18 protein-coding genes are annotated in these 18,574 nt (G+C 46.8%); 11 read left to right on the forward strand and 7 right to left on the reverse strand.

Annotated elements, in window-relative coordinates; all coding sequences use genetic code 11:
• The first annotated feature begins 8 nt into the window (after positions 1–8).
• From V7723_RS03115 to V7723_RS03140, 6 genes are all read left to right on the forward strand, one after another.
• Positions 9–740 (forward strand): ImuA family protein, encoded by a 732-nt coding sequence (locus tag V7723_RS03115; protein ID WP_335682966.1) that lies wholly within the window; start codon positions 9–11, stop codon positions 738–740.
• Positions 667–2,196, forward strand: coding sequence for a Y-family DNA polymerase (locus V7723_RS03120; RefSeq protein WP_335682967.1), 1,530 nt, complete (start codon positions 667–669; stop codon positions 2,194–2,196). The genes V7723_RS03115 and V7723_RS03120 overlap by 74 nt, the downstream gene beginning before the upstream one ends.
• A complete protein-coding gene (locus V7723_RS03125; protein WP_335682968.1) occupies positions 2,180–5,371 on the forward strand; it encodes an error-prone DNA polymerase in 3,192 nt (1,063 codons plus the stop codon). The genes V7723_RS03120 and V7723_RS03125 overlap by 17 nt, the downstream gene beginning before the upstream one ends.
• A gap of 60 nt (positions 5,372–5,431) precedes the next feature.
• The gene (locus V7723_RS03130) at positions 5,432–5,863 is read left to right on the forward strand and encodes an EamA family transporter (RefSeq protein WP_335682969.1); all 432 of its coding nucleotides are present in this window, start codon (positions 5,432–5,434) and stop codon (positions 5,861–5,863) included.
• Positions 5,864–5,958: 95 nt separating this feature from the next.
• Positions 5,959–6,516 (forward strand): paraquat-inducible protein A, encoded by a 558-nt coding sequence (locus V7723_RS03135; protein WP_335682970.1) that lies wholly within the window; start codon positions 5,959–5,961, stop codon positions 6,514–6,516.
• Positions 6,517–6,613: 97 nt separating this feature from the next.
• A complete protein-coding gene (locus tag V7723_RS03140; protein WP_335682972.1) occupies positions 6,614–7,393 on the forward strand; it encodes a hypothetical protein in 780 nt (259 codons plus the stop codon).
• A 12-nt stretch (positions 7,394–7,405) separates the two neighbouring features.
• On the opposite strand, the gene V7723_RS03145 is transcribed toward V7723_RS03140, so the two are convergent.
• The 3 genes from V7723_RS03145 to can form a co-directional block, all read right to left on the reverse strand.
• Positions 7,406–8,584 carry a vWA domain-containing protein gene (locus tag V7723_RS03145; protein ID WP_335682973.1) on the reverse strand — a complete coding sequence of 393 codons (1,179 nt, stop codon included), beginning with the start codon at positions 8,582–8,584 and terminating at the stop codon, positions 7,406–7,408.
• Positions 8,585–8,599: 15 nt separating this feature from the next.
• Positions 8,600–9,445, reverse strand: coding sequence for an AAA family ATPase (locus tag V7723_RS03150; protein ID WP_335682974.1), 846 nt, complete (start codon positions 9,443–9,445; stop codon positions 8,600–8,602).
• A 140-nt stretch (positions 9,446–9,585) separates the two neighbouring features.
• Entirely contained in the window at positions 9,586–10,224 is a 639-nt protein-coding gene (gene can, locus V7723_RS03155; protein ID WP_335682975.1) for a carbonate dehydratase, read from the reverse strand.
• Positions 10,225–10,441: 217 nt separating this feature from the next.
• Between can and V7723_RS03160 the strand changes: the two genes are divergently transcribed.
• Positions 10,442–11,689 (forward strand): MFS transporter, encoded by a 1,248-nt coding sequence (locus tag V7723_RS03160; protein WP_335682976.1) that lies wholly within the window; start codon positions 10,442–10,444, stop codon positions 11,687–11,689.
• A 204-nt stretch (positions 11,690–11,893) separates the two neighbouring features.
• Positions 11,894–12,784 carry an RNA polymerase factor sigma-32 gene (locus tag V7723_RS03165; protein WP_335682977.1) on the forward strand — a complete coding sequence of 297 codons (891 nt, stop codon included), beginning with the start codon at positions 11,894–11,896 and terminating at the stop codon, positions 12,782–12,784.
• Between the two features lie 7 nt (positions 12,785–12,791).
• Here V7723_RS03165 and V7723_RS03170 read toward each other — a convergent pair whose 3' ends face one another.
• Complete coding sequence (locus V7723_RS03170) at positions 12,792–13,490, reverse strand: SOS response-associated peptidase (RefSeq protein WP_335682978.1); 699 nt, start codon at positions 13,488–13,490, stop codon at positions 12,792–12,794.
• Between the two features lie 280 nt (positions 13,491–13,770).
• Here V7723_RS03170 and V7723_RS03175 point away from each other — a divergent pair, with 280 nt between their 5' ends.
• Positions 13,771–13,980, forward strand: coding sequence for a hypothetical protein (locus V7723_RS03175; protein WP_335682980.1), 210 nt, complete (start codon positions 13,771–13,773; stop codon positions 13,978–13,980).
• Positions 13,981–13,996: 16 nt separating this feature from the next.
• Here the strand turns inward: V7723_RS03175 and V7723_RS03180 are convergent, their stop codons facing one another.
• The gene (locus V7723_RS03180; protein WP_335682981.1) at positions 13,997–14,749 is read right to left on the reverse strand and encodes a cytochrome c biogenesis CcdA family protein; all 753 of its coding nucleotides are present in this window, start codon (positions 14,747–14,749) and stop codon (positions 13,997–13,999) included.
• Between the two features lie 156 nt (positions 14,750–14,905).
• On the opposite strand from V7723_RS03180, the gene V7723_RS03185 reads away from it, so the two are divergent.
• Complete coding sequence (locus V7723_RS03185; RefSeq protein ID WP_335682982.1) at positions 14,906–15,898, forward strand: NADPH:quinone oxidoreductase family protein; 993 nt, start codon at positions 14,906–14,908, stop codon at positions 15,896–15,898.
• Between the two features lie 56 nt (positions 15,899–15,954).
• On the opposite strand, the gene V7723_RS03190 is transcribed toward V7723_RS03185, so the two are convergent.
• The gene (locus V7723_RS03190; RefSeq protein ID WP_335682983.1) at positions 15,955–16,275 is read right to left on the reverse strand and encodes an ArsR/SmtB family transcription factor; all 321 of its coding nucleotides are present in this window, start codon (positions 16,273–16,275) and stop codon (positions 15,955–15,957) included.
• Between the two features lie 640 nt (positions 16,276–16,915).
• Between V7723_RS03190 and V7723_RS03195 the strand changes: the two genes are divergently transcribed.
• Entirely contained in the window at positions 16,916–17,614 is a 699-nt protein-coding gene (locus V7723_RS03195) for a cell wall hydrolase (RefSeq protein ID WP_335682984.1), read from the forward strand.
• Position 17,615: 1 nt separating this feature from the next.
• On the opposite strand, the gene V7723_RS03200 is transcribed toward V7723_RS03195, so the two are convergent.
• Positions 17,616–18,479, reverse strand: coding sequence for a DMT family transporter (locus V7723_RS03200; RefSeq protein ID WP_335682985.1), 864 nt, complete (start codon positions 18,477–18,479; stop codon positions 17,616–17,618).
• Positions 18,480–18,574: the final 95 nt, after the last annotated feature.

The raw sequence follows: 18,574 nt of genomic DNA on the forward strand, positions 1-18,574 counted from the left end.
GAAATATTTTGCCGTTATCGCAAAGCCTGGACGGCAATCATTTTGAGAAGAAGGATCTGGTTTATTTTGGCCATGAAAGCATAGATGACGCCCTCCCGTGGGGTGGATTGCCAAAGGGTGGATTGCATGAAATTGCTCTTCCTCCGAAAGCAGAGATCTCCATGTTTTCGGCCGCAACAGGTTTTGCAGTCGCTCTTTTACAGCATGCCAGCGGACCTTCCGGCCAGATTCTATTATGTCAGAATCGACGGTGGGGACGGAAATATGGACAAATATATGGCCCCGGTATAGCGCCCTTTGGGCTGCGGCCGAACCGGCTGCTGATTGTGCAAACCCAAAGCGACGCCGAAACCCTCTGGGCAATGGAAGAAGGTCTTAGATCAGGTGTCATTCAGTCGGTCCTTGGTGAGGTTGGAGATTTGGATTTGACTGCGAGCAGGCGCCTGCAACTGGCTGCGGAAAAATCGGGCGCCTTTGCTTTGCTGTTGCGATTCCCGGAGAAAGCTCTGGGAAATAATGCGGCTTTAACCCGGTGGCATATTCGGCCGTCAGAAATGTATCCGGTAGACAATAAACAAGAAATAGAGTCACCGCAGTTTAAATGGCAGGCGGCATTATGGCGGTGTCGGGGGGGAGCGCCTAATCAATGGGAGATTTCGTGGAGGGATGAAGCGTTTCATTGTGATATGGCTACCCAAATGGCCGATAGATTGCCGCGAACGGCGAACGACCAAGCCTAAAGATCCGTTTGCACTGACCAGTGAGATGAATGGCGGTGTGCGGCTTTATGCGGTAAATGAGGCCGCTGCGTCGTTAGGGCTTGTCCCGCAGATGAAATTGGCAAATGCACGAGCTCTCGCTCCAGAATTATCTATTGCTCCGGCAACGGTTGAACAGGACCAAGAGGCGCTTTTGAGCCTGGCCGATTGGTGCGGCCGATTTAGCCCCTGGTGTGCGACCGACGGAGGTCAAGGTGTTCGCCTTGAAATTACGGGTTGCGCCCATCTTTTTGGCGGAGAGGTGGAAATGCTGGCTATCATGACGTCTCAGTTTCGAAAAATGCGTATTACTGCTGTTTTTGGATTGGCAGACAGCCCCGCAGTCGCCTGGGCTGTAGCCCGTTTTGGATCGAAACCGTCTGTCATCGTGCCGCCAGGAGAAGGAGCACGGTATCTTGCGGCTTTTCCAATACAGGCGCTGAGATTGGCGGAAAAAACACTCTCGGGATTGGAAAAAGTTGGCCTGCGGAGGATATCTGACTTGTATGATTTACCCCGGGCACCTTTGGAGCTTCGGTTCGGCCGACAATTGTTGCAACGTCTTGACCAGATATCAGGAAGAGAAGCGGAACCAATTTCCCCGCTTAGACCGACGGCACCGTTTCGGACGCGGATGACTTGGCCAGATCCAATTGGTTTGCTGACTGATATTGAAGAAGCGGCGGCGCAATTGACCACAGAATTGTGCCGTCAACTTGACGGGCATGGCAAAGGGACCCGGAAAGTTGAATTGGCTTTGTACCGGGCGGATGGTCAGGTAATCCGGGTGTCGGTTGGCACCAGTGTTGTCACCCGTGATGCGAAGCATATGATGCGATTATTGCTCGAAAAACTTCCCGATATTGATGTTGGTTTTGGCGTTGATGTGATGATTTGCTCCGCCTTGCAGGTTGCACCGTACCGAGGGCAGCAAACAAGCTTCAGCAAAATGACGACTGTATCCGATAGCACGGGGGAGATGACACAAGGGATGACCCAATCGCTCGGTCAGCTGGTCGACCGTCTGGAAACGCGCTTGGGCACGCCACATGTTCTCCGATTGATTCCATTTGAGAGCCATGACCCAGCACGGGCATATGCTGTTGTGCCCCCCATGGCGCCGCCCACCAGCCTGTCATGGCCACAAAAACAGCCGCGGCCTTTACGTTTGTTACCTGTACCCGAACGTATGAAGATGATCTTTGAAGGACCCCGCGCACAGCATTATCAATGGCGGCAGGAAACGGGACGGATTGCAGCGCTGGAAGGCCCAGAACGTATTTCCCCGGAATGGTGGAGACTGGCGCTCGAGACTCGGGATTATTTCCGCTTGCAAGCAACCACGGGGCAGCGGTTCTGGGTTTATACATCCTATGCCCGTCGAGAAGAAGTTCAGGCTCGGTCACCAGATTGGTATATGCATGGTTTTTTTTCGTAGTAAAAACCCGCAAGGCGCATATGCGGAGCTGCAGGTAACGACAAACTTTACTTTTTTGCAGGGCGCCAGCCATCCTGAAGAAATGGTGCTCGCCGCTGCCGCCCGTGGGTTGTCGGCGGTGGCTATTACGGATCGCAACAGCTTTGCGGGAATTGTGCGTGCTCATACGGCAGCCAAACAGGCAGGTATTAAACTGATCATTGGTGTTCGGCTCGATTTTACGAACGATCGAAGTTTGTTGGTGTATCCAAAGGATCGAGCGGCGTATGGGCGACTTAGCCGCTTGCTCACTATCGGTCGCCGTCGCGCGGAGAAAGGGAGCTGTCATCTAACTCTGGATGACTTTGCTGCTTTAGCAGAAGGGCAGGTGGTTGTCCTTCTGGCACCAGAAAAAATTGACCTGGATTTTCAAGGTTGGATTGTCGACGTTCAACAGGTCGCTGAAGGAGCTATATATCTTGCTGCCCATCATCTATATGGGGGGGATGATCATAAGCGGATTACCATACTGTTTCAGCTGGCCAAAAAAAACGGCCTTAAACTGCTGGCGACAAACGACGTCCATGCGCATATGGCTGCCCGACGACCTTTGCAGGATGTATTGAGTTGCATTCGGGATGGCTGCACTATCGAGACAGCGGGCATCCGTCTATTTGTCAATGCGGAAAGGCATATTAAATCACCGGAAGAGATGGGAGCGCTATTTTCTCTATGGCCGAAAGCTATTGCCGCTAGTCTTGATATTGCTGAAAAATGCCAATTCAATCTTGATGAGTTACGATATGAATATCCAGTCAATGCCTACGACGGACGGGACCCACAAACAGAATTGGTGCGATTGACATGGCTTGGCGCAGCGTCGAGATTTCCAGATGGGATGCCAGAAGAGGTTGTCAAAACCTTGACCCATGAGATCAATCTGGTCGCGGAGCTTAATTTTGCGCCATATTTTCTGACCGTTTATGACATTGTGCGCTTTGCTCGAAGCAAGGAAATTCTGTGTCAGGGACGGGGCTCAGCGGCCAATTCGGCCATTTGCTTCTGCCTCGGTATTACATCCATCGATCCCGTTAAATCAGAACTTTTGTTCGAGCGGTTTATTTCAGCAGAGCGCGGAGAGCCACCCGATATTGATGTGGATTTTGAGCATGAGCGTCGTGAGGAGGTTATTCAATATATCTATGCTAAATATGGTCGAGATCGCGCCGGGCTAGCGGCGACGGTTATTAGCTTTCGTACAAAAATGGCAATCCGTGAGGTGGGAAAAGCGCTGGGCTTGTCCATTGATACCATCACGGTGCTTGCGAAAAGCCTATGGCGAAGCAAGGATGAAGAAATTCAGGAGGCACAAGTTCGCGAAGCAGGTCTGGATCCGACGGCGCCGAATATACGGCTTGCGTTGAAGTTGACGCGCGAACTGATGGGATTTCCCCGCCACCTTTCGCAACATGTCGGCGGCTTTGTGATTACCCATGGACCTTTGGAAGAGATGGTCCCGGTAGAAAATGCGGCTATGGCGGATCGCACCGTTGTGCAATGGGATAAGGATGATCTGGATGCGCTTGGCATTTTAAAAATCGATGTGTTGGGGCTGGGGATGCTGAGTTGCCTGCGCAAGGGATTTGATCTTTTACGCCAGCATTATGGTCTCGATTACACATTGGCGACCATTCCTCAGGATAATCCTCATGTCTATGACATGTTATGCCGTGCCGACAGCATTGGTGTCTTTCAGGTGGAAAGCCGGGCACAGATGTCCATGCTTCCAAGGCTGAAACCGAGAAACTTCTATGATCTGGTGGTGGAGGTTGCCATTGTCCGCCCGGGTCCTATTCAAGGGGACATGGTGCATCCTTATCTTCGTCGCCGAGATGGTCATGAGGTGGTGGAGTATCCGAAAGAAGAGTTGCGTCAGGTGCTGGGGAAAACCATGGGGGTTCCGCTCTTTCAGGAACAGGCAATGAAAATAGCCATTGTCGCGGCGGGCTTTACGCCCTCTGAAGCGGATCAACTTCGCCGGGCCATGGCGACATTTCGAAAAATGGGAACCATTGGTAACTTTCAGATTAAGATGGTTGAGGGAATGGTTGCACGGGGGTATGAGCGCGATTTCGCTGAGCGCTGTTTCAAACAAATTGAAGGATTTGGAGATTATGGTTTTCCAGAAAGCCATGCAGCGAGCTTTGCACTGCTTGTTTACGCTTCAGCCTGGCTAAAATATGCCTATCCCGCTGTGTTTGCAGCAGCTCTACTCAATAGCCAGCCCATGGGCTTTTACGCACCTGCGCAGATTATCCGGGATGCCCGGGATCATCATGTGCAGGTTTTTGCTGTCGATGTGAACTACAGTGGTTGGGATAATACGCTGGAAGCGGCGCATACGGTCACCGGAGTACCACAGCAAGCCCTGCGCATTGGATTTCGGCAAATTAAGGGATTTAAGGACAAAGATGCCCTGGCGTTGGTGGCGGAACGTAATAATGGTTATTTGAGTGTGCGGGATCTGTGGCGCCGCAGCGGGTTGAACTCGGCGGCGCTTGAACGTTTGGCGGAAGCGGACGCTTTTCGGTCTTTGGGGTTGAGCCGTCGTGCAGCGCTTTGGGAATCCCGGGCGCTCAGCAATTATGAACTGCCGCTTTTTGCTCATGCTCAGGATAAGTTTCGCCCAGGGGCCAATAGTCCGAATTTCACACCTGTCAAAGAACCGCAGGTGATTTTGCCACAACCCGTGTTGGGAGAGGATGTGATGCTGGATTATGAGCGTTTGCGCCTATCCCTCAAAGCCCATCCCATGGAATTGTTTCGCACGGATTTAACCAAAGCCAAGATGATTGCCGCCAAGCGCCTTGAGTATACGGCGCATGGTACCAAGGTCCGCGTTGCCGGACTGGTCCTCAATCGGCAGCGTCCTGGTACAGCAAAGGGTGTGCTATTTGCCACCCTGGAAGATGAGACCGGCTGGATCAATTTAGTAATTTGGGCAAAAACATTCGAGAAATACCGTCGCGTTATCTTGGGCAGCCGATTGCTTGCCGTGGAAGGAGACGTTCAGAAAGCGGGGATTGTTATCCATGTGGTGGTGAAGAAAGCATTTGATATGGACGCGGATCTCTCCAATCTCCTGGAAAAAGCGGAGGCCCCACTTGTCCTGCCGCAGGGGCGAGACTTTAAGTGACTCTATCTGCGTGCTGCAATTTACAATAGAGTAAGAAATCAAAACGGAGGAGGGCGAGTAATGAGTTATTCCGGATACTGGCAGTTTTGGGCTGTACTCGCAGCTGTTTTTGCAGCATTAACTGCCATATTTGCAAAAGTCGGCGTGACCGACATTAATGCCAATTTTGCAACATTTTTACGCACTGTCGTGGTGGTAGTCGCATTAGCAATTTTGTTGGCCTTTACAGGCGAATTTAAGGGGCCGCAAAACATTACATCGAAGAGTACCGTCTTTATCATTTTATCTGGCCTGGCGACAGGCGCTTCTTGGCTTTGCTATTTTAAAGCGCTCAAAATCGGGTATGCGTCGCAGGTCGCGCCCGTTGACAAATTAAGTGTCGTAATTGTCGCGATTCTGGGCAGCTTGTTCTTGGGCGAACATCTTTCTGCAGCAGGTTGGTTGGGGGTCGGATTGATTTCAACAGGCGCAATATTAGTTGCCGTCAATTAAAGTTCAGCCCAAAAAATCTCCGAATTCTACGAATGGGATTCCTGTTTAGGGATAAACCAGATATAATCATGTGAAAATAGAGAAAGGCCAAAAAATTGAGGCACTGGTCATTAGAAAATATTCTAGTCGGGCGAGCAGATAGACAAACAATCTCAAAATTTGCCAAAGGCCGGGATCGGTATATTGGCGTAGGATTGCTTGCGTCTGCGGCATTGCTGGGGCTTGCACTGTCTCAATCTATCGTCACTGTACAGAGCTTTCACGATCTAAACGGCTCATATTCCTTGATTGATGGTATGGTAGCACTGTTCAAATCAGGGCAGCCGGCGGTGGCTATGCTAATCCTAGTAACGACCATAGTCGTACCCATCATCATCCTCTCTAACGCTTTTGAATTATGGTATAAGCATGAGTTGCAAAGTGATAAATTTCCGTACAAAGCACAACGTCTCCGTCGGTATGGCCGGCTTTGGTATCTTGTTTTCGGATCTGTTTTAATCGGAGTATATCTTATTCAAAACAGTGAGATCGAGGCGGTTATTCATGCACCTGTTTACTATCTGACTGTGTCTTTGGCGCTACAAAAGCTTGCTATCGCAAGAATGGAACCGCTTATAAATGCCGTTCAGTTTATCGAAGATGATATGAAGTAAGTAGGAATTAATAAATTCGTTATAATTTGAAGACTGCAAACATTTAGCGCTTTTGTGCGATTGGTACGTAGTTGACAGCAATTAGTGGAGTAATTAGTTGGTACGTTATTTCTTTACCCGGACCGCCCGGATGCCCGGCTTTGAAGTTGAACATAACCAGTTTTTAAGAACCACACGAACGGTTTTTGTCAATATCAAGTATCGCGGATTTGTTCTGACAATACTAGGTATCATAGCGAGGGCTTCTTCCAAACTTCAGCTACCGATTATGCAAAAATTTATGTTCCAGGAACATGGTAGCGAATATAGTGGATTGGACACAGGCGGGATTGTTGAAGTTCAAAACCTTGACTTGCCGAAAGAAAAACAAAAGACCGCCACTCGCTATGAAGCTGCTTCTGAATATGAATTCAGAGATGTTCTTGAAAGGTTAAAGGTACAATACGATCAATACAATTTCATCGATTATGGATCTGGAAAAGGCGCTATATTGGCCGCAGCAGCAACTTATCCTTTCAAGTCTGTTGTGGGAGTTGAACACAGTTTCATGCTTCACGAGATCGCGACGGAAAACATAATAAAAATGAAGCGCAGGAATAGTGTCGTAGCTAACGTTCTACATTCTGTACATGGGGATGCTACAACATATGAACTGCCGTCCGAGCCACACATCATATATCTTTTTAATTCTTTTGGTGCGGACATTTTAAAAGATGTTACGGACAAAATTACGCATGACTTGGCAGATGTCCATGAGCCAATATTTTTCCTTTATAATAACCCAATGCATCATGCCGTCCTGGACGACAATGACAAATTCCATAGAATATCATCGCCTTTCGGCGGCAAATGGATGGTTTATACTGTTAATCCATGAAGATGGCGGGACTTAACGATTTAACTCTTTCATCGCGCCTTCAAGGCCGCCAATAGTCAACGGAAACATTCGATCCGTCATCAATTGCTTCATCATTTGAACTGACGGCGTATAGTCCCAATATTTTTCAGGGACTGGATTAAGCCAAACAGCTTTGTGATAAATATTCAGCATCCGTTCCATCCAGGCCTGGCCGGGTTCTTCATTCCAGTGTTCGACACTACCACCCGCATAGGCAATCTCGTAAGGGCTCATGGTTGCATCCCCCACAATGATCAGCTTGTAGTCTGCTGGATAGGTATGAAGAACGTCCCATGTGGGCATAAAAGCGGAGTGCCGTCGGCTATTTTCTTTCCATAGTTTTTCATAAACGCAGTTATGGAAATAGTAGAACTCTAGATGTTTAAATTCACTACGTGCGGCCGAAAAGAGCTCTTCGCAGGCCTTGATATGGTCGTCCATGGAACCGCCAATATCAAACAAGATAAGCACCTTGACCGTATTGTGGCGCTCCGGGCGCATTTTTAAATCCAGGAAACCAGCATTGCGCGCTGTGGACCGAATAGTGTCATCCAAATCCAGCTCATCCGCCGCGCCTTCACGGGCAAATTGCCTGAGGCGCTTCATGGCTACCTTTATATTTCGGGTGCCAAGCTCAATACTGTCATCCAGGTTCTTGTATTCACGTTTGTCCCAAACTTTAACGGCTTTGCGATTGCGGCTTTCCTTTTGGCCAATACGGACCCCTTCAGGGTTATATCCGTAAGCTCCAAACGGCGACTTACCGGCGGTTCCGATCCATTTGTTACCACCTTGATGCCGTTTTTCCTGCTCCTTCAAGCGCTCTTGAAGGGTTTCCATTAGCTTTTCCCAGCCCCCCATGGCTTCAACTTCGGCTTTTTCCTCGTCGGTTAAAGACAATTCTGCCAGTTTCTTGAGCCATTCGTCGGGGATTTCGACCGTTTGGTCATCCGCTATGAACTCGATGCCATTGAAGCAATGACCAAATACCTGGTCAAACTTATCGAGATTCTTCTCGTCTTTCACCAACGTGGTACGCGAGAGATAGTAAAAATCATTCACAGAATATTCGGCGCATCCTGCTTTCAAAGCTTCAATCAACGTTAGATATTCGCGCAATGTAACCGGTATCTGAGCGTCTTTGAGCGTGAAGAAAAATTTGGTGAACATAGACGTCCTCCGTTGTTATCGTTGCTCGCGTCGCGACAGAAAAGCTAATCGTTCGAACAAATGGACATCCTGCTCGTTCTTTAACAAAGCGCCATGCAAAGGCGGAATAAGTTTCGATGGATCTTTTGAGCGAAGTACGTCTTCGGGAAGTTCTTCCGACATGAGAAGTTTAAGCCAATCCAGAAGTTCACTCGTTGATGGCTTCTTTTTGAGACCCGGCGTTTCACGAACGTCAAAGAAAACTTTTAAAGCATCCCGAACCAGTTCCTGTTTTGCATCTGGGTGATGCACATCGATAATTTTCTCCATGGTTTCTGTGTCAGGGAAGCTGATATAATGGAAAAAACACCGACGCAGGAAAGCATCAGGAAGTTCTTTTTCGTTATTTGATGTAATAATCACTAGTGGACGATGAGTTGCTTTGATTGTCTCTTGAGTTTCATAGACAAAAAACTCCATGCGATCGAGCTCCTGTAACAAGTCGTTCGGAAACTCGATGTCAGCCTTATCGATCTCATCAATTAATAAAATAGGGCTTTCGTCGGCAGTAAATGCTTCCCACATTTTTCCAGGGCGAATATAATTGGATATTTCATGTACTTTGTCATCACCAAGCTGCGAATCGCGCAAGCGGGAGACAGCATCATATTCGTACAATCCTTGCTGTGCTTTGGTCGTTGATTTGATGTTCCATTCGATAAATCGCTTGCCGAGTGCGTTTGCTACTTCTTGTGCCAAAACTGTTTTACCGGTGCCCGGCTCCCCCTTGATAAGAAGAGGGCGCTCAAGTGTAATCGCCGCGTTTACGGCGATCATCAGATCTTCCGTTGCAACATATGTATCAGTGCCTTTAAATTTCATGCCGTACTCTCAATTTCTTATTTCTTATTTGGTTATCTGCGGCGCCCGCAATTTATTGGAAAATAGGACGGGTAGATACAATGATCAAGTAAATTGACAAAAAGTCAGTTTTAAACCTTGCTGCTCAAGCAGCCCGACCTTCAAGGCAAAGATTCCGGATAATCGGGGCCACGTGTCTCAATCCGGCCTTTTTCATAGTGAACCAAGTCGCGTAGCAAGCCATCCCGAATGGAATAAATAATACCATGGACGGAGAAGGATTGTCCTGCATCCCAAGCATCCTGGACGACCGTCGATGCGCAGACATTCTGTACTTGTTCAATGACATTTAGCTCGCAGAGTAGGTCGGACCGCTCTTGATCTGTTGTTGCGCTGTCCATTGCCGATTTATTATGGCGGATAATAGAGCGAATTGGGCGCAGCCAATTATCGATCATCCCAAACTTCTGGCCCGAAAGGGCGGCTTCAACACCACCACAACCATAATGGCCACAAACAATAACGTGTTTTACTTTTAGAACTTCAATAGCATATTGCAAAACAGACAAGCAGTTTAAGTCTGAGGGAACAACTATGTTAGCGACATTGCGATGAACAAATACGTCGCCAGGCGGTAAGTCGACGATCTGGTTTGCAGGAACGCGGCTATCAGAACACCCTATCCACAAATATTCCGGATTTTGTTGATCCACCATTTTTTCGAAAAAGTCAGGTTTATTTTCTTTAGTACGCGCAGCCCAATCTTTATTCCGTTGAAATATTTCGTAAAAACTATCCATGTTTGGGTTTCCTTCAACACGTGATTTTTTAACGGTTAGGGTGTCATTATCAATTGCTGCGAGATTAATATTCGTAAAATCACTTTTGGGAAACAGCTAATTTGAAATTTTCGTATTCTTCCACCGGGCAAGCAATGACCATTTAAGCAATTCGTTTGACAAATAATTTAATTAGGCAGACCGTAGGATCAAAAGAAATCGTCAGTAAGCGAGCTCAATGCCTTCAGAAAATCGGCCGGCTGCCGTCAAAAGACATGCCTTTTACATCTTCCTGATTTGCGCCGTAATGTTTGGCCTTGGCCAGTTTCATCGCATGTCTGGGGCTGTTATCATGCCGCCCATTGCCAAAGATATTGGCATTGCCGTCGAGGAATTGGGTATTGCAGCAGCGGCACTATTCTTCGCATCCGCTTTTGTCCAAGTGCCCATCGGCATGCTGCTTGATCGCTTTGGCCCCCGTATAATTATACCGAGCATAGCTATATTGGCGGTCATTGGCTCATTGTTGATAGCCACGGCAACTAATTTCAACGAGCTGCTGATATCCAGGATCTTGATCGGCTTAGGGTTCTCAGCAACGATGATGTCTGCATATGTACTTTTCGCGAAATGGTTTCCGCCGGAAAAATTTGCGACAATGGCTTCTTGGTTAATGGCGTCATCGAGCATAGGTGGTATAATGGCGTCGGCCCCACTGGCTGGAATGATTGAGTTATATGGCTGGAGATCTCCCTTCTTCTTTGTCGCGGGCGCGACCTTGATCATGTTGTTGATTGGAATTGTCGTTATTCGGGACGCACCGCCAGGATATAGCAACAGCCTCAATGCACCGTTGACTATGGGGCAGAGTATTCGGGGATACATAAATGTTCTACGCCATCCGCGGTTTTTCAATTTGCTGGCTATGGGATTTGTCGCGTACGGACCCGCGGTCGCCATAATCGGTATGTGGGGTGGTCCGTTCCTTGAGGATACCTATGGACTGGACGGATGGGAGCGCGGCCAGATCTTGTTTTTGATGATGGTGGCTGTCCCTATTGGAGCTTTGTTCTTTGGCCCCTTGGATCGGGTTTTCAAAAGTCGGAAGACAATCGTTTTTTTTGCCGTAACAACGGAGTTGATTGCTTTTGGAATTTTAGGAGCTGTTGAGAATTTATCGATTATTACAGTCACCTGTCTTTTCGTTTATATTGCGTTTGTACAACAGTACTACGTGGTCCTCGCGGCCCAATGCCGAGCGGCCTTCCCAGACCATTTGGTTGGGCGTGCAAACTCTACACTAAATCTGATCAGTATTACCGGCGTTGGTTTCATGCAATCGATGTTTGGTTGGATTTTGGCGATAAGTCCAGAGGCAGGGTATCGACATTCCTTTATGTTTGTCGGTGGTATGCTGGTTATAGCGCTTTTGCTCTATTCAAGATCGAGCGAAAAACCAATGCAAGAAACCGTTGCTCCTGCCTAAATTTAATCACACTGATCTGATTTAATACTTCTTGCGTATACAAAATACAAGGAGACAGCAGCCGTCAACTCCGATCACGTTTGTATCAGGATACCTGTTAAATAATGGACAATTCAGCGAAAATTCTTATATTTTATAGTATTAATATGAATGAGCTGTTCCTGATATCAACTGTCTAGAAAAGTTTGGTGGGAGGAAACTCACATGACTAAACATGATACGACACTTGCGGTAAGACGAAACAGAGCTTTTGTTTCGGAAGCGATGTCAATTCCACTCTTGACGAGAGAACGGGAATTTGAACTGGCATTCCTCTGGCGTGATCATGACGACGAGAAGGCTCTCCATGAGCTGGTATCGGCATATATGAGACTTGTTATTTCTATGGCAACTAAATTCCGGAATTACGGCTTGCCTATGGGTGATCTGGTGCAAGAAGGCAATATTGGCCTGATGCAAGCTGCCTTTAAGTTTGAACCAGAAAGGGAAATTCGATTTTCGACTTATGCCAGTTGGTGGATAAAATCGTCAATGCAAGATTACATTTTACGCAATTGGTCGATTGTCAGATCTGGTACAAGCGCTTCTCAAAAATCACTCTTTTTCAATTTGCGATGGCTACGAGCCAAAATTCAAAGTTCTGATGACGGCGGGTTCTCGTCAGATACCCTGGATGCCATTTCCAAGAAATTGAGAATTAAGATAGGTGAAGTCGAGAAAATGGCCAATAGGCTGTCTGGCCGCGATCAATCCTTGAATGCACCTATTGGTGAGAACGGTGACGATAGCCTGGAAGATTTTTTACCAGATACAGGTCCGACGCCCGAAGAAGCTGTAATGAAGTCCCTCGATGGTGAAGTCAGGTCCCGTTGGTTAGATTTGGCATTGCATGAACTGACCGACAGAGAACAGCTGATTATTCGCGAAAGAAGATTGCAAGATGATAAAACAACCTTGGAAGTGTTGGGCGGCCGATTAGGCATAACCAAGGAGAGAGTACGTCAGATAGAACATAAGGCATTCGAAAAATTGAGAGCGTCGGTTGTTCGAATTAGCCGTGAAACCCCTGTTGGGCGAAACTCACAGACTGCGTAAATTGGCTTCAAAATAATTCTTGCTGACTGTTCGTTGAGATGCTGTCATTTGGAACAATCAAGTCCGCATCGTCATTGCGGACATTCCCAACCCGTTGTGATACTTTATGATACGCCATTCTTGAGCTGTCGAACGGTGCGAACAGAGTTTGTTCGATCCCCCCGTCTAACCATTGATCATACTTGATCTTGTCGATAATGACCGGCATACGGTGGTGGATAAATGCAATACTATCAGCTGCTTCGGTCGTTAGAATAGTACAGCTTTCAATCGTTCTTCCGCTCGAATCTTTCCAACTTTCCCAAAGTCCTGCAAAAGCGAACAATGGCGCGTCTCGAAGGCAAATCAGCCAGGGTTGTTTTTTTGTGTTTCCCAGTTTTTGCCATTCATAAAAACCGTTCGACGGGATGAGGCAGCGGCGTGACTTGTAAGCGGTGCGGAACGCCGGTTTGCCCGCAGCTGTTTCTGATCGTGCATTGATCATTTTTGCACTAAATTCCGGCGATTTTGCCCAAGAAGGAATTAAGCCCCAATGAGCGGAAAAAAGCTCTTTTTCAGCAGACTCCCCAACTGGGGGGTGGCGGACTGCTATGATTTGCGTTGTTGGCGCAATATTGTATCTAGGTTGGAGGTTAGGGCTTTCTTTAAATCCGAAAAGTTGCCGAATTGCGTCTACTGGGCTCGTTAAGCTGAATCTTCCGCACATCCTGAGAACCTAACATACAACTTTTATCGCGGCGTTAAGCATATTGGATAATTGGCCTCAGTTGAAGAGAATATTATAGGAAGCCAGTGAGTTAAAGGCATTCAGAATGTGACGAATGATACAATTTTCCCTTTTAACACAGCCAATTATCCTAGGACACGACGGTTTATCTTGAACTTTAATCAGGGCGCAATATCTACACGGCTAAAGCACCAAGAATGTGCAAAATATCAGTCTCGAAACTGCTTGAAAAATTAATTCGACTTGAGGAATGAGAAAGATGCGGGACGAAATCAAAACAACTTGGATTATTGCAGGCCTTTTGGTTGCCGTGATGGGAATTAGTTCATTAATGGCCGACAGCTCTGATGTCTTGGCCCAAAACGAACCGGATATCACGTCACTGGCTACCGGGACGGTAGTCGCTAAAAAGATTACTGAAAAAAGTGGCGCCTGTGATTGGGTTGGTTCTCTTTTCTCTAAAACCTGAGAGCGGGGAGCTGATGTTACCCGAGATTTGCTAGCCCCGGAAATGCCTCAAGAAACCAATAGGCAAGAATCTGGAATTGGCCGGAGAATATTAAGACACCCGTTGCAATAAGAATGAGACCGGTTCCAATTTCGACTGCTTTGAAATACTTTCTGAACCGTCGCATGAATTTTAAGAATGTATTCATTGCGAAGGCAGCAAGAATAAATGGGATCCCGAGGCCCAGGGAATAGGCGCCAAGCAAACTAACACCATAACCTAGAGAACTCTCACTTGCCGCGAGGGCTAGGATAGTTCCCAAAATAGGTCCGATACAGGGTGTCCAGCCGAATCCAAAGGCGAGTCCAATTACATAGGAGCCAAACCAGTTTTGCGGTTTATCCACGTTATTGAAGCGAGCTTCTCGGTAAAGAAAAGGGATACGGACGAGCCCGGTCATGTGGACGCCAAATATGATAATGACAGCTCCCGCAATTTTCGACAGCAGCTCAAGATGCTCGATAATCAGCCTATTGATGAACGAAGCTGAAGCGCCTAACAGTATAAAAACCGTAGAAAATCCCAAAACAAAAACAACGGCCATAGAGACGACTTGCCAATTTACCCCTCTGCGGATTGCTTCCTTCTCATCTAGGTCAGCCAGTTGATCAAGACTTTTACCGGCAACAAGGCATAGATACGCAGGGACAAGCGGCAAAACACAGGGGCTCAGAAAACTAACAAGCCCGCCGCCAACCGCCGCTGCGTAAGTAATATCCAGACCACCCATTATGTTACTCAATCTACTAAAAGCTGAATTTGAATTCTATGTGCCACAGATAACCTTTTTTCGAGACATATTCCAGTCACAAGATCGTGGAAAAATGTGTGATATCAGTCCACAATAGGTGATGATCTATGAATTCAGAAAAATAAGAAAAAAGAAATGACTGACACGACTTCCAAAATGGCAATATGCATGAAATTGGATGGCCCAAAGGCAGTGGTTATCAAAGAAATGCCACTTCAGCCGTTGAAAGCCGGTGAGTATAGAATTCGGATACGCGCCGCAGCATTGAATTTCCCCGATTTACTTATGACTTACGGAAAATATCAGTTCAAACCTGAACTGCCGTTTATTTTGGGAATGGAAGGAGCTGGCATTATCGAAGAACTTCAGGATCCAGATTCTGATTTTTCTATCGGCGATGCGGTGTTGGTAAAGGGAAAAACAGGAGCATTCGCAGAATACATGACGGCTACTTATGCCCAGTTGGCCGCAATGCCCAATACCCTAACGTTTGAAGAGGCTGCAGCCTATTCTGTTACCTATTTAACCGCGCATGTATCGTTGGTTGACAAGGCGCGGATCAAACCCGGCGAAACCGTTTTAATCCTTGGCGCCGGTGGTGGCGTTGGCCAAGCAAGTGTAGATGTTGCGAAAGCAAAAGGAGCGACTGTAATTGCGGCCGCTAGTTCTGAGGCTAAACTCGCACTCGCCAAACAGAGCGGTGCGGATTATTTAATCAACTATCAAACGGATGATTTTGCCTCTGAAGTTCAGAAAATCACAAATAATGTGGGCGCGGATATTATTCTTGATCCAGTCGGCGGCGAGTATTTCGAAAAAAGTTTGGACTGCATAGCCTGGGCTGGTCGTATTTTGATCGTTGGTTTCGCTGGCGGCGAATTTGGTGTTCTCAAAACAAATTTACCCTCTGAAAAAGGATGTTCTGTTATTGGTGTACGTGCCGGTGAATTTGGTCGGCGTGACCCCGCGGCGGGGCGTCGAAGTTTCGAGCAATTAATCAAACTTACCGAGGAAAATGATTTGAAGCCACTGATCGGGAAGCGGTGGCCACTTGATCAGATCAAAGAAGCCCTTGAAGCGATGGAGCGCAGGGATGTAATTGGTAAGCAGGTCGTGACAATTGCTTGAACAAAAAAACGGGTGAAAGGAATAACCCCTTCACCCGTATAAATAATTGCATAAAACTATGCGACTTCGGCTAGTTTCCTGTCGTCGGCGACGAAAATAGAAAACAGTAATTCTAAAACTTCAACGACGTTTTCATCTTGCAATGAATAGTAAATCGTCTGTGCATCTCTACGTGTCTTTACAACTTCTTCCTTGCGTAACCGAGCAAGATGTTGTGACAACGCAGACTGACTAAGACCAACGATCTTTTCCAATTCACCGACAGAACGCTCTTTATCGACCAAATTACAAAGGATAAGCAATCTGTGCTTATTTGACATCGCTTTGAGGAAGCGGCTTGCGTCCAGGGACTTTTCTTGCAGTAGGGAGATATCCATTAAAAAACCATCTAATTTGTTGTGTAAACGAAAATGCTTAACCGCTGATATAACAATTTTGTGAATTGATGCAAGTAAAACAATATTGAAATACAAAAAAGTTATGTAGAAATGTGACGGACGCTACTTTTTGGAGAATAGTACGGTACTTTAGCATGTCCTTGTAGAGTCCGGTTGGATCAAAGAAGGCGACTCATATCGGGGCTTTCGATAAATATAAAAAAGTAATATACGCTCGGAAAAATTTATGTTACTTCCTCTGCTAGATTCTATCGACGTGGCTTTTCTCAATTGATCAAGGGCTCATTTTACAGTGTTCTACCTTGTTTGGGGGATAGGATCGGCAGGAAATAGTTAATAACATTGATCTCCTGTTTTTTTATTATAAGCTGTTGTTTTATAATGAATATCAGTATTTTGAGCCAGATTAATCGGATGGATAAGAGTACCTGTTGATTAACCATAATTTTGAATTGATGGTTAATAATAGGTAAAAAAAATGAAGGTTGTCCCCATGTTTAGGGGATGAGTCAAATTGTGAATGGCTGGTAAGTCTTATTTAATGGTGGGGTCCCAGTAATCTGAGACCCTTCTTACAAATATTGACGGGACCGGAGCAATGCGAAACCTGCGGGATAAAATGAATAAAATGGTAAAAGCACGTTCTCATGAAATAGGCATAGCGCTGGGCTCTGCGACGATATTAGCGGTAATGGTTATCAGCTTTGGACTATTATTCAGGATCGGCGCTGCGGCTGATTCTGCAGAGAAATTTGCTTTTGTAAAATCTCAGAAAACTACACAAAGCGTAGTATTGGATCAAAAAGTAAAAGACTTGTGGGCGCAACCTGGTACTTATGCTCAGTTGACCGACTTGGATATGCCGGACGCTCATAGCTTGAACAAAACCTTTAAGAGCGTTGATTTATTCGGGCGGACTTTTACCTCAGAAGATATGTGTATTGCGCAAGCTGTGTATTTTGAGGCAAGAAGCGAGCCACTTGTCGGCCAAGTTGCCATTGCCGAAGTGATATTGAACCGGATCGTTGATGCGCGATATCCAGATACGGCTTGCGCTGTCGTTTTTCAAAATAAACATCGCCGACATAAATGTCAGTTCTCTTTTGCTTGTGATGGTCAATCCGATCGGCCTAGAAATACGCGGTCCTGGGAAAAAGCCCTTAAGGTTGTCGCGCTTGTCATGGAGGGTGAACGAAGCGGCATTGCGAAGCGCGCCACACATTATCATGCTTCCTATGTAAATCCGAGATGGAGCGCTTACCTGAACAAACTTGGACAGGTTGGTAGCCATATTTTCTATCGAGAAGAAACGATCTAGACTATTTCTTTCTCCAGAATCCAAGACATGAGTGCAGAACGAGCGTTGCGATCACCAGAGTGCCGCCGATAAGCGTCTCGGAGTGCGGCACTTCGTTGAGAACAAGCCATACCCAAAGCGGTCCTAATATACTTTCCAACAGCATTAGCAGGCTTACTTCCGGCGCTGGAATATAGCGTGGACCAATTGTAATTAGGCTGAATGCCAAAGGAAGAATGAAAAGGCCTAGCAAAACGAGGTAGGCGAAGCCCTCTTGTGTCACGGAACCTGGGTCTGCTAGTGGAAATGCTATAGCCGCAACCATTAGGCCTGACAAACCGAGAGACGGCACCATATCAATGTCTTTTGCGTGGCGCACTGTCGTGATTTGCCCGGCCAGGCCGAAAGCGCAAATAAGTGCGAATATATCTCCATGGCGGCTACCACCGCCGAGACTACCGATAAAAATAAGGCTGATACCGCCAACACAGATGAGGATGGCGAGCCATGTTAAAAGTGCAATTCGCTCTTTTAGAAAAATCCGAGACAGAATTGCGGCCCATAAAGGTGCCGTTGCAATAATGACAAGCGTGTTCGCAACCGAGGTATGCGTTATTGCCAACACGAAAAAAATTGTGCTCAAAGTAAACAGGGTTGCGGCTAGGACCCCACGCCTACCCATAACTGTCAAAAAACCGACGCTTTTGCGACCATGGCGGAGAATATAATATCCCCAAACACCCGCTGCAAAAAACAACCCGCGCCAAAATAAAATTGTCCATCCATCCACACCGATTAGGCGGATAAGCAATGCATCCGGGGACAAAATAATTACGCCCAGAGTAGTGATAAGCGTGCCGTATAAATGAGGCGATAGTTTTGCCATTTTGATCCTGATCGGGAACATGTAGAAAGAAGAATAGGGGCTAACTTAATTGCTCTATCGTTAAAGCTGCAATAATCCAAGAAAAAACTCATTGG

Origin of the sequence: Sneathiella sp. (assembly GCF_036960985.1) — a bacterium.
Taxonomy (GTDB): Bacteria; Pseudomonadota; Alphaproteobacteria; order Sneathiellales; family Sneathiellaceae; genus Sneathiella.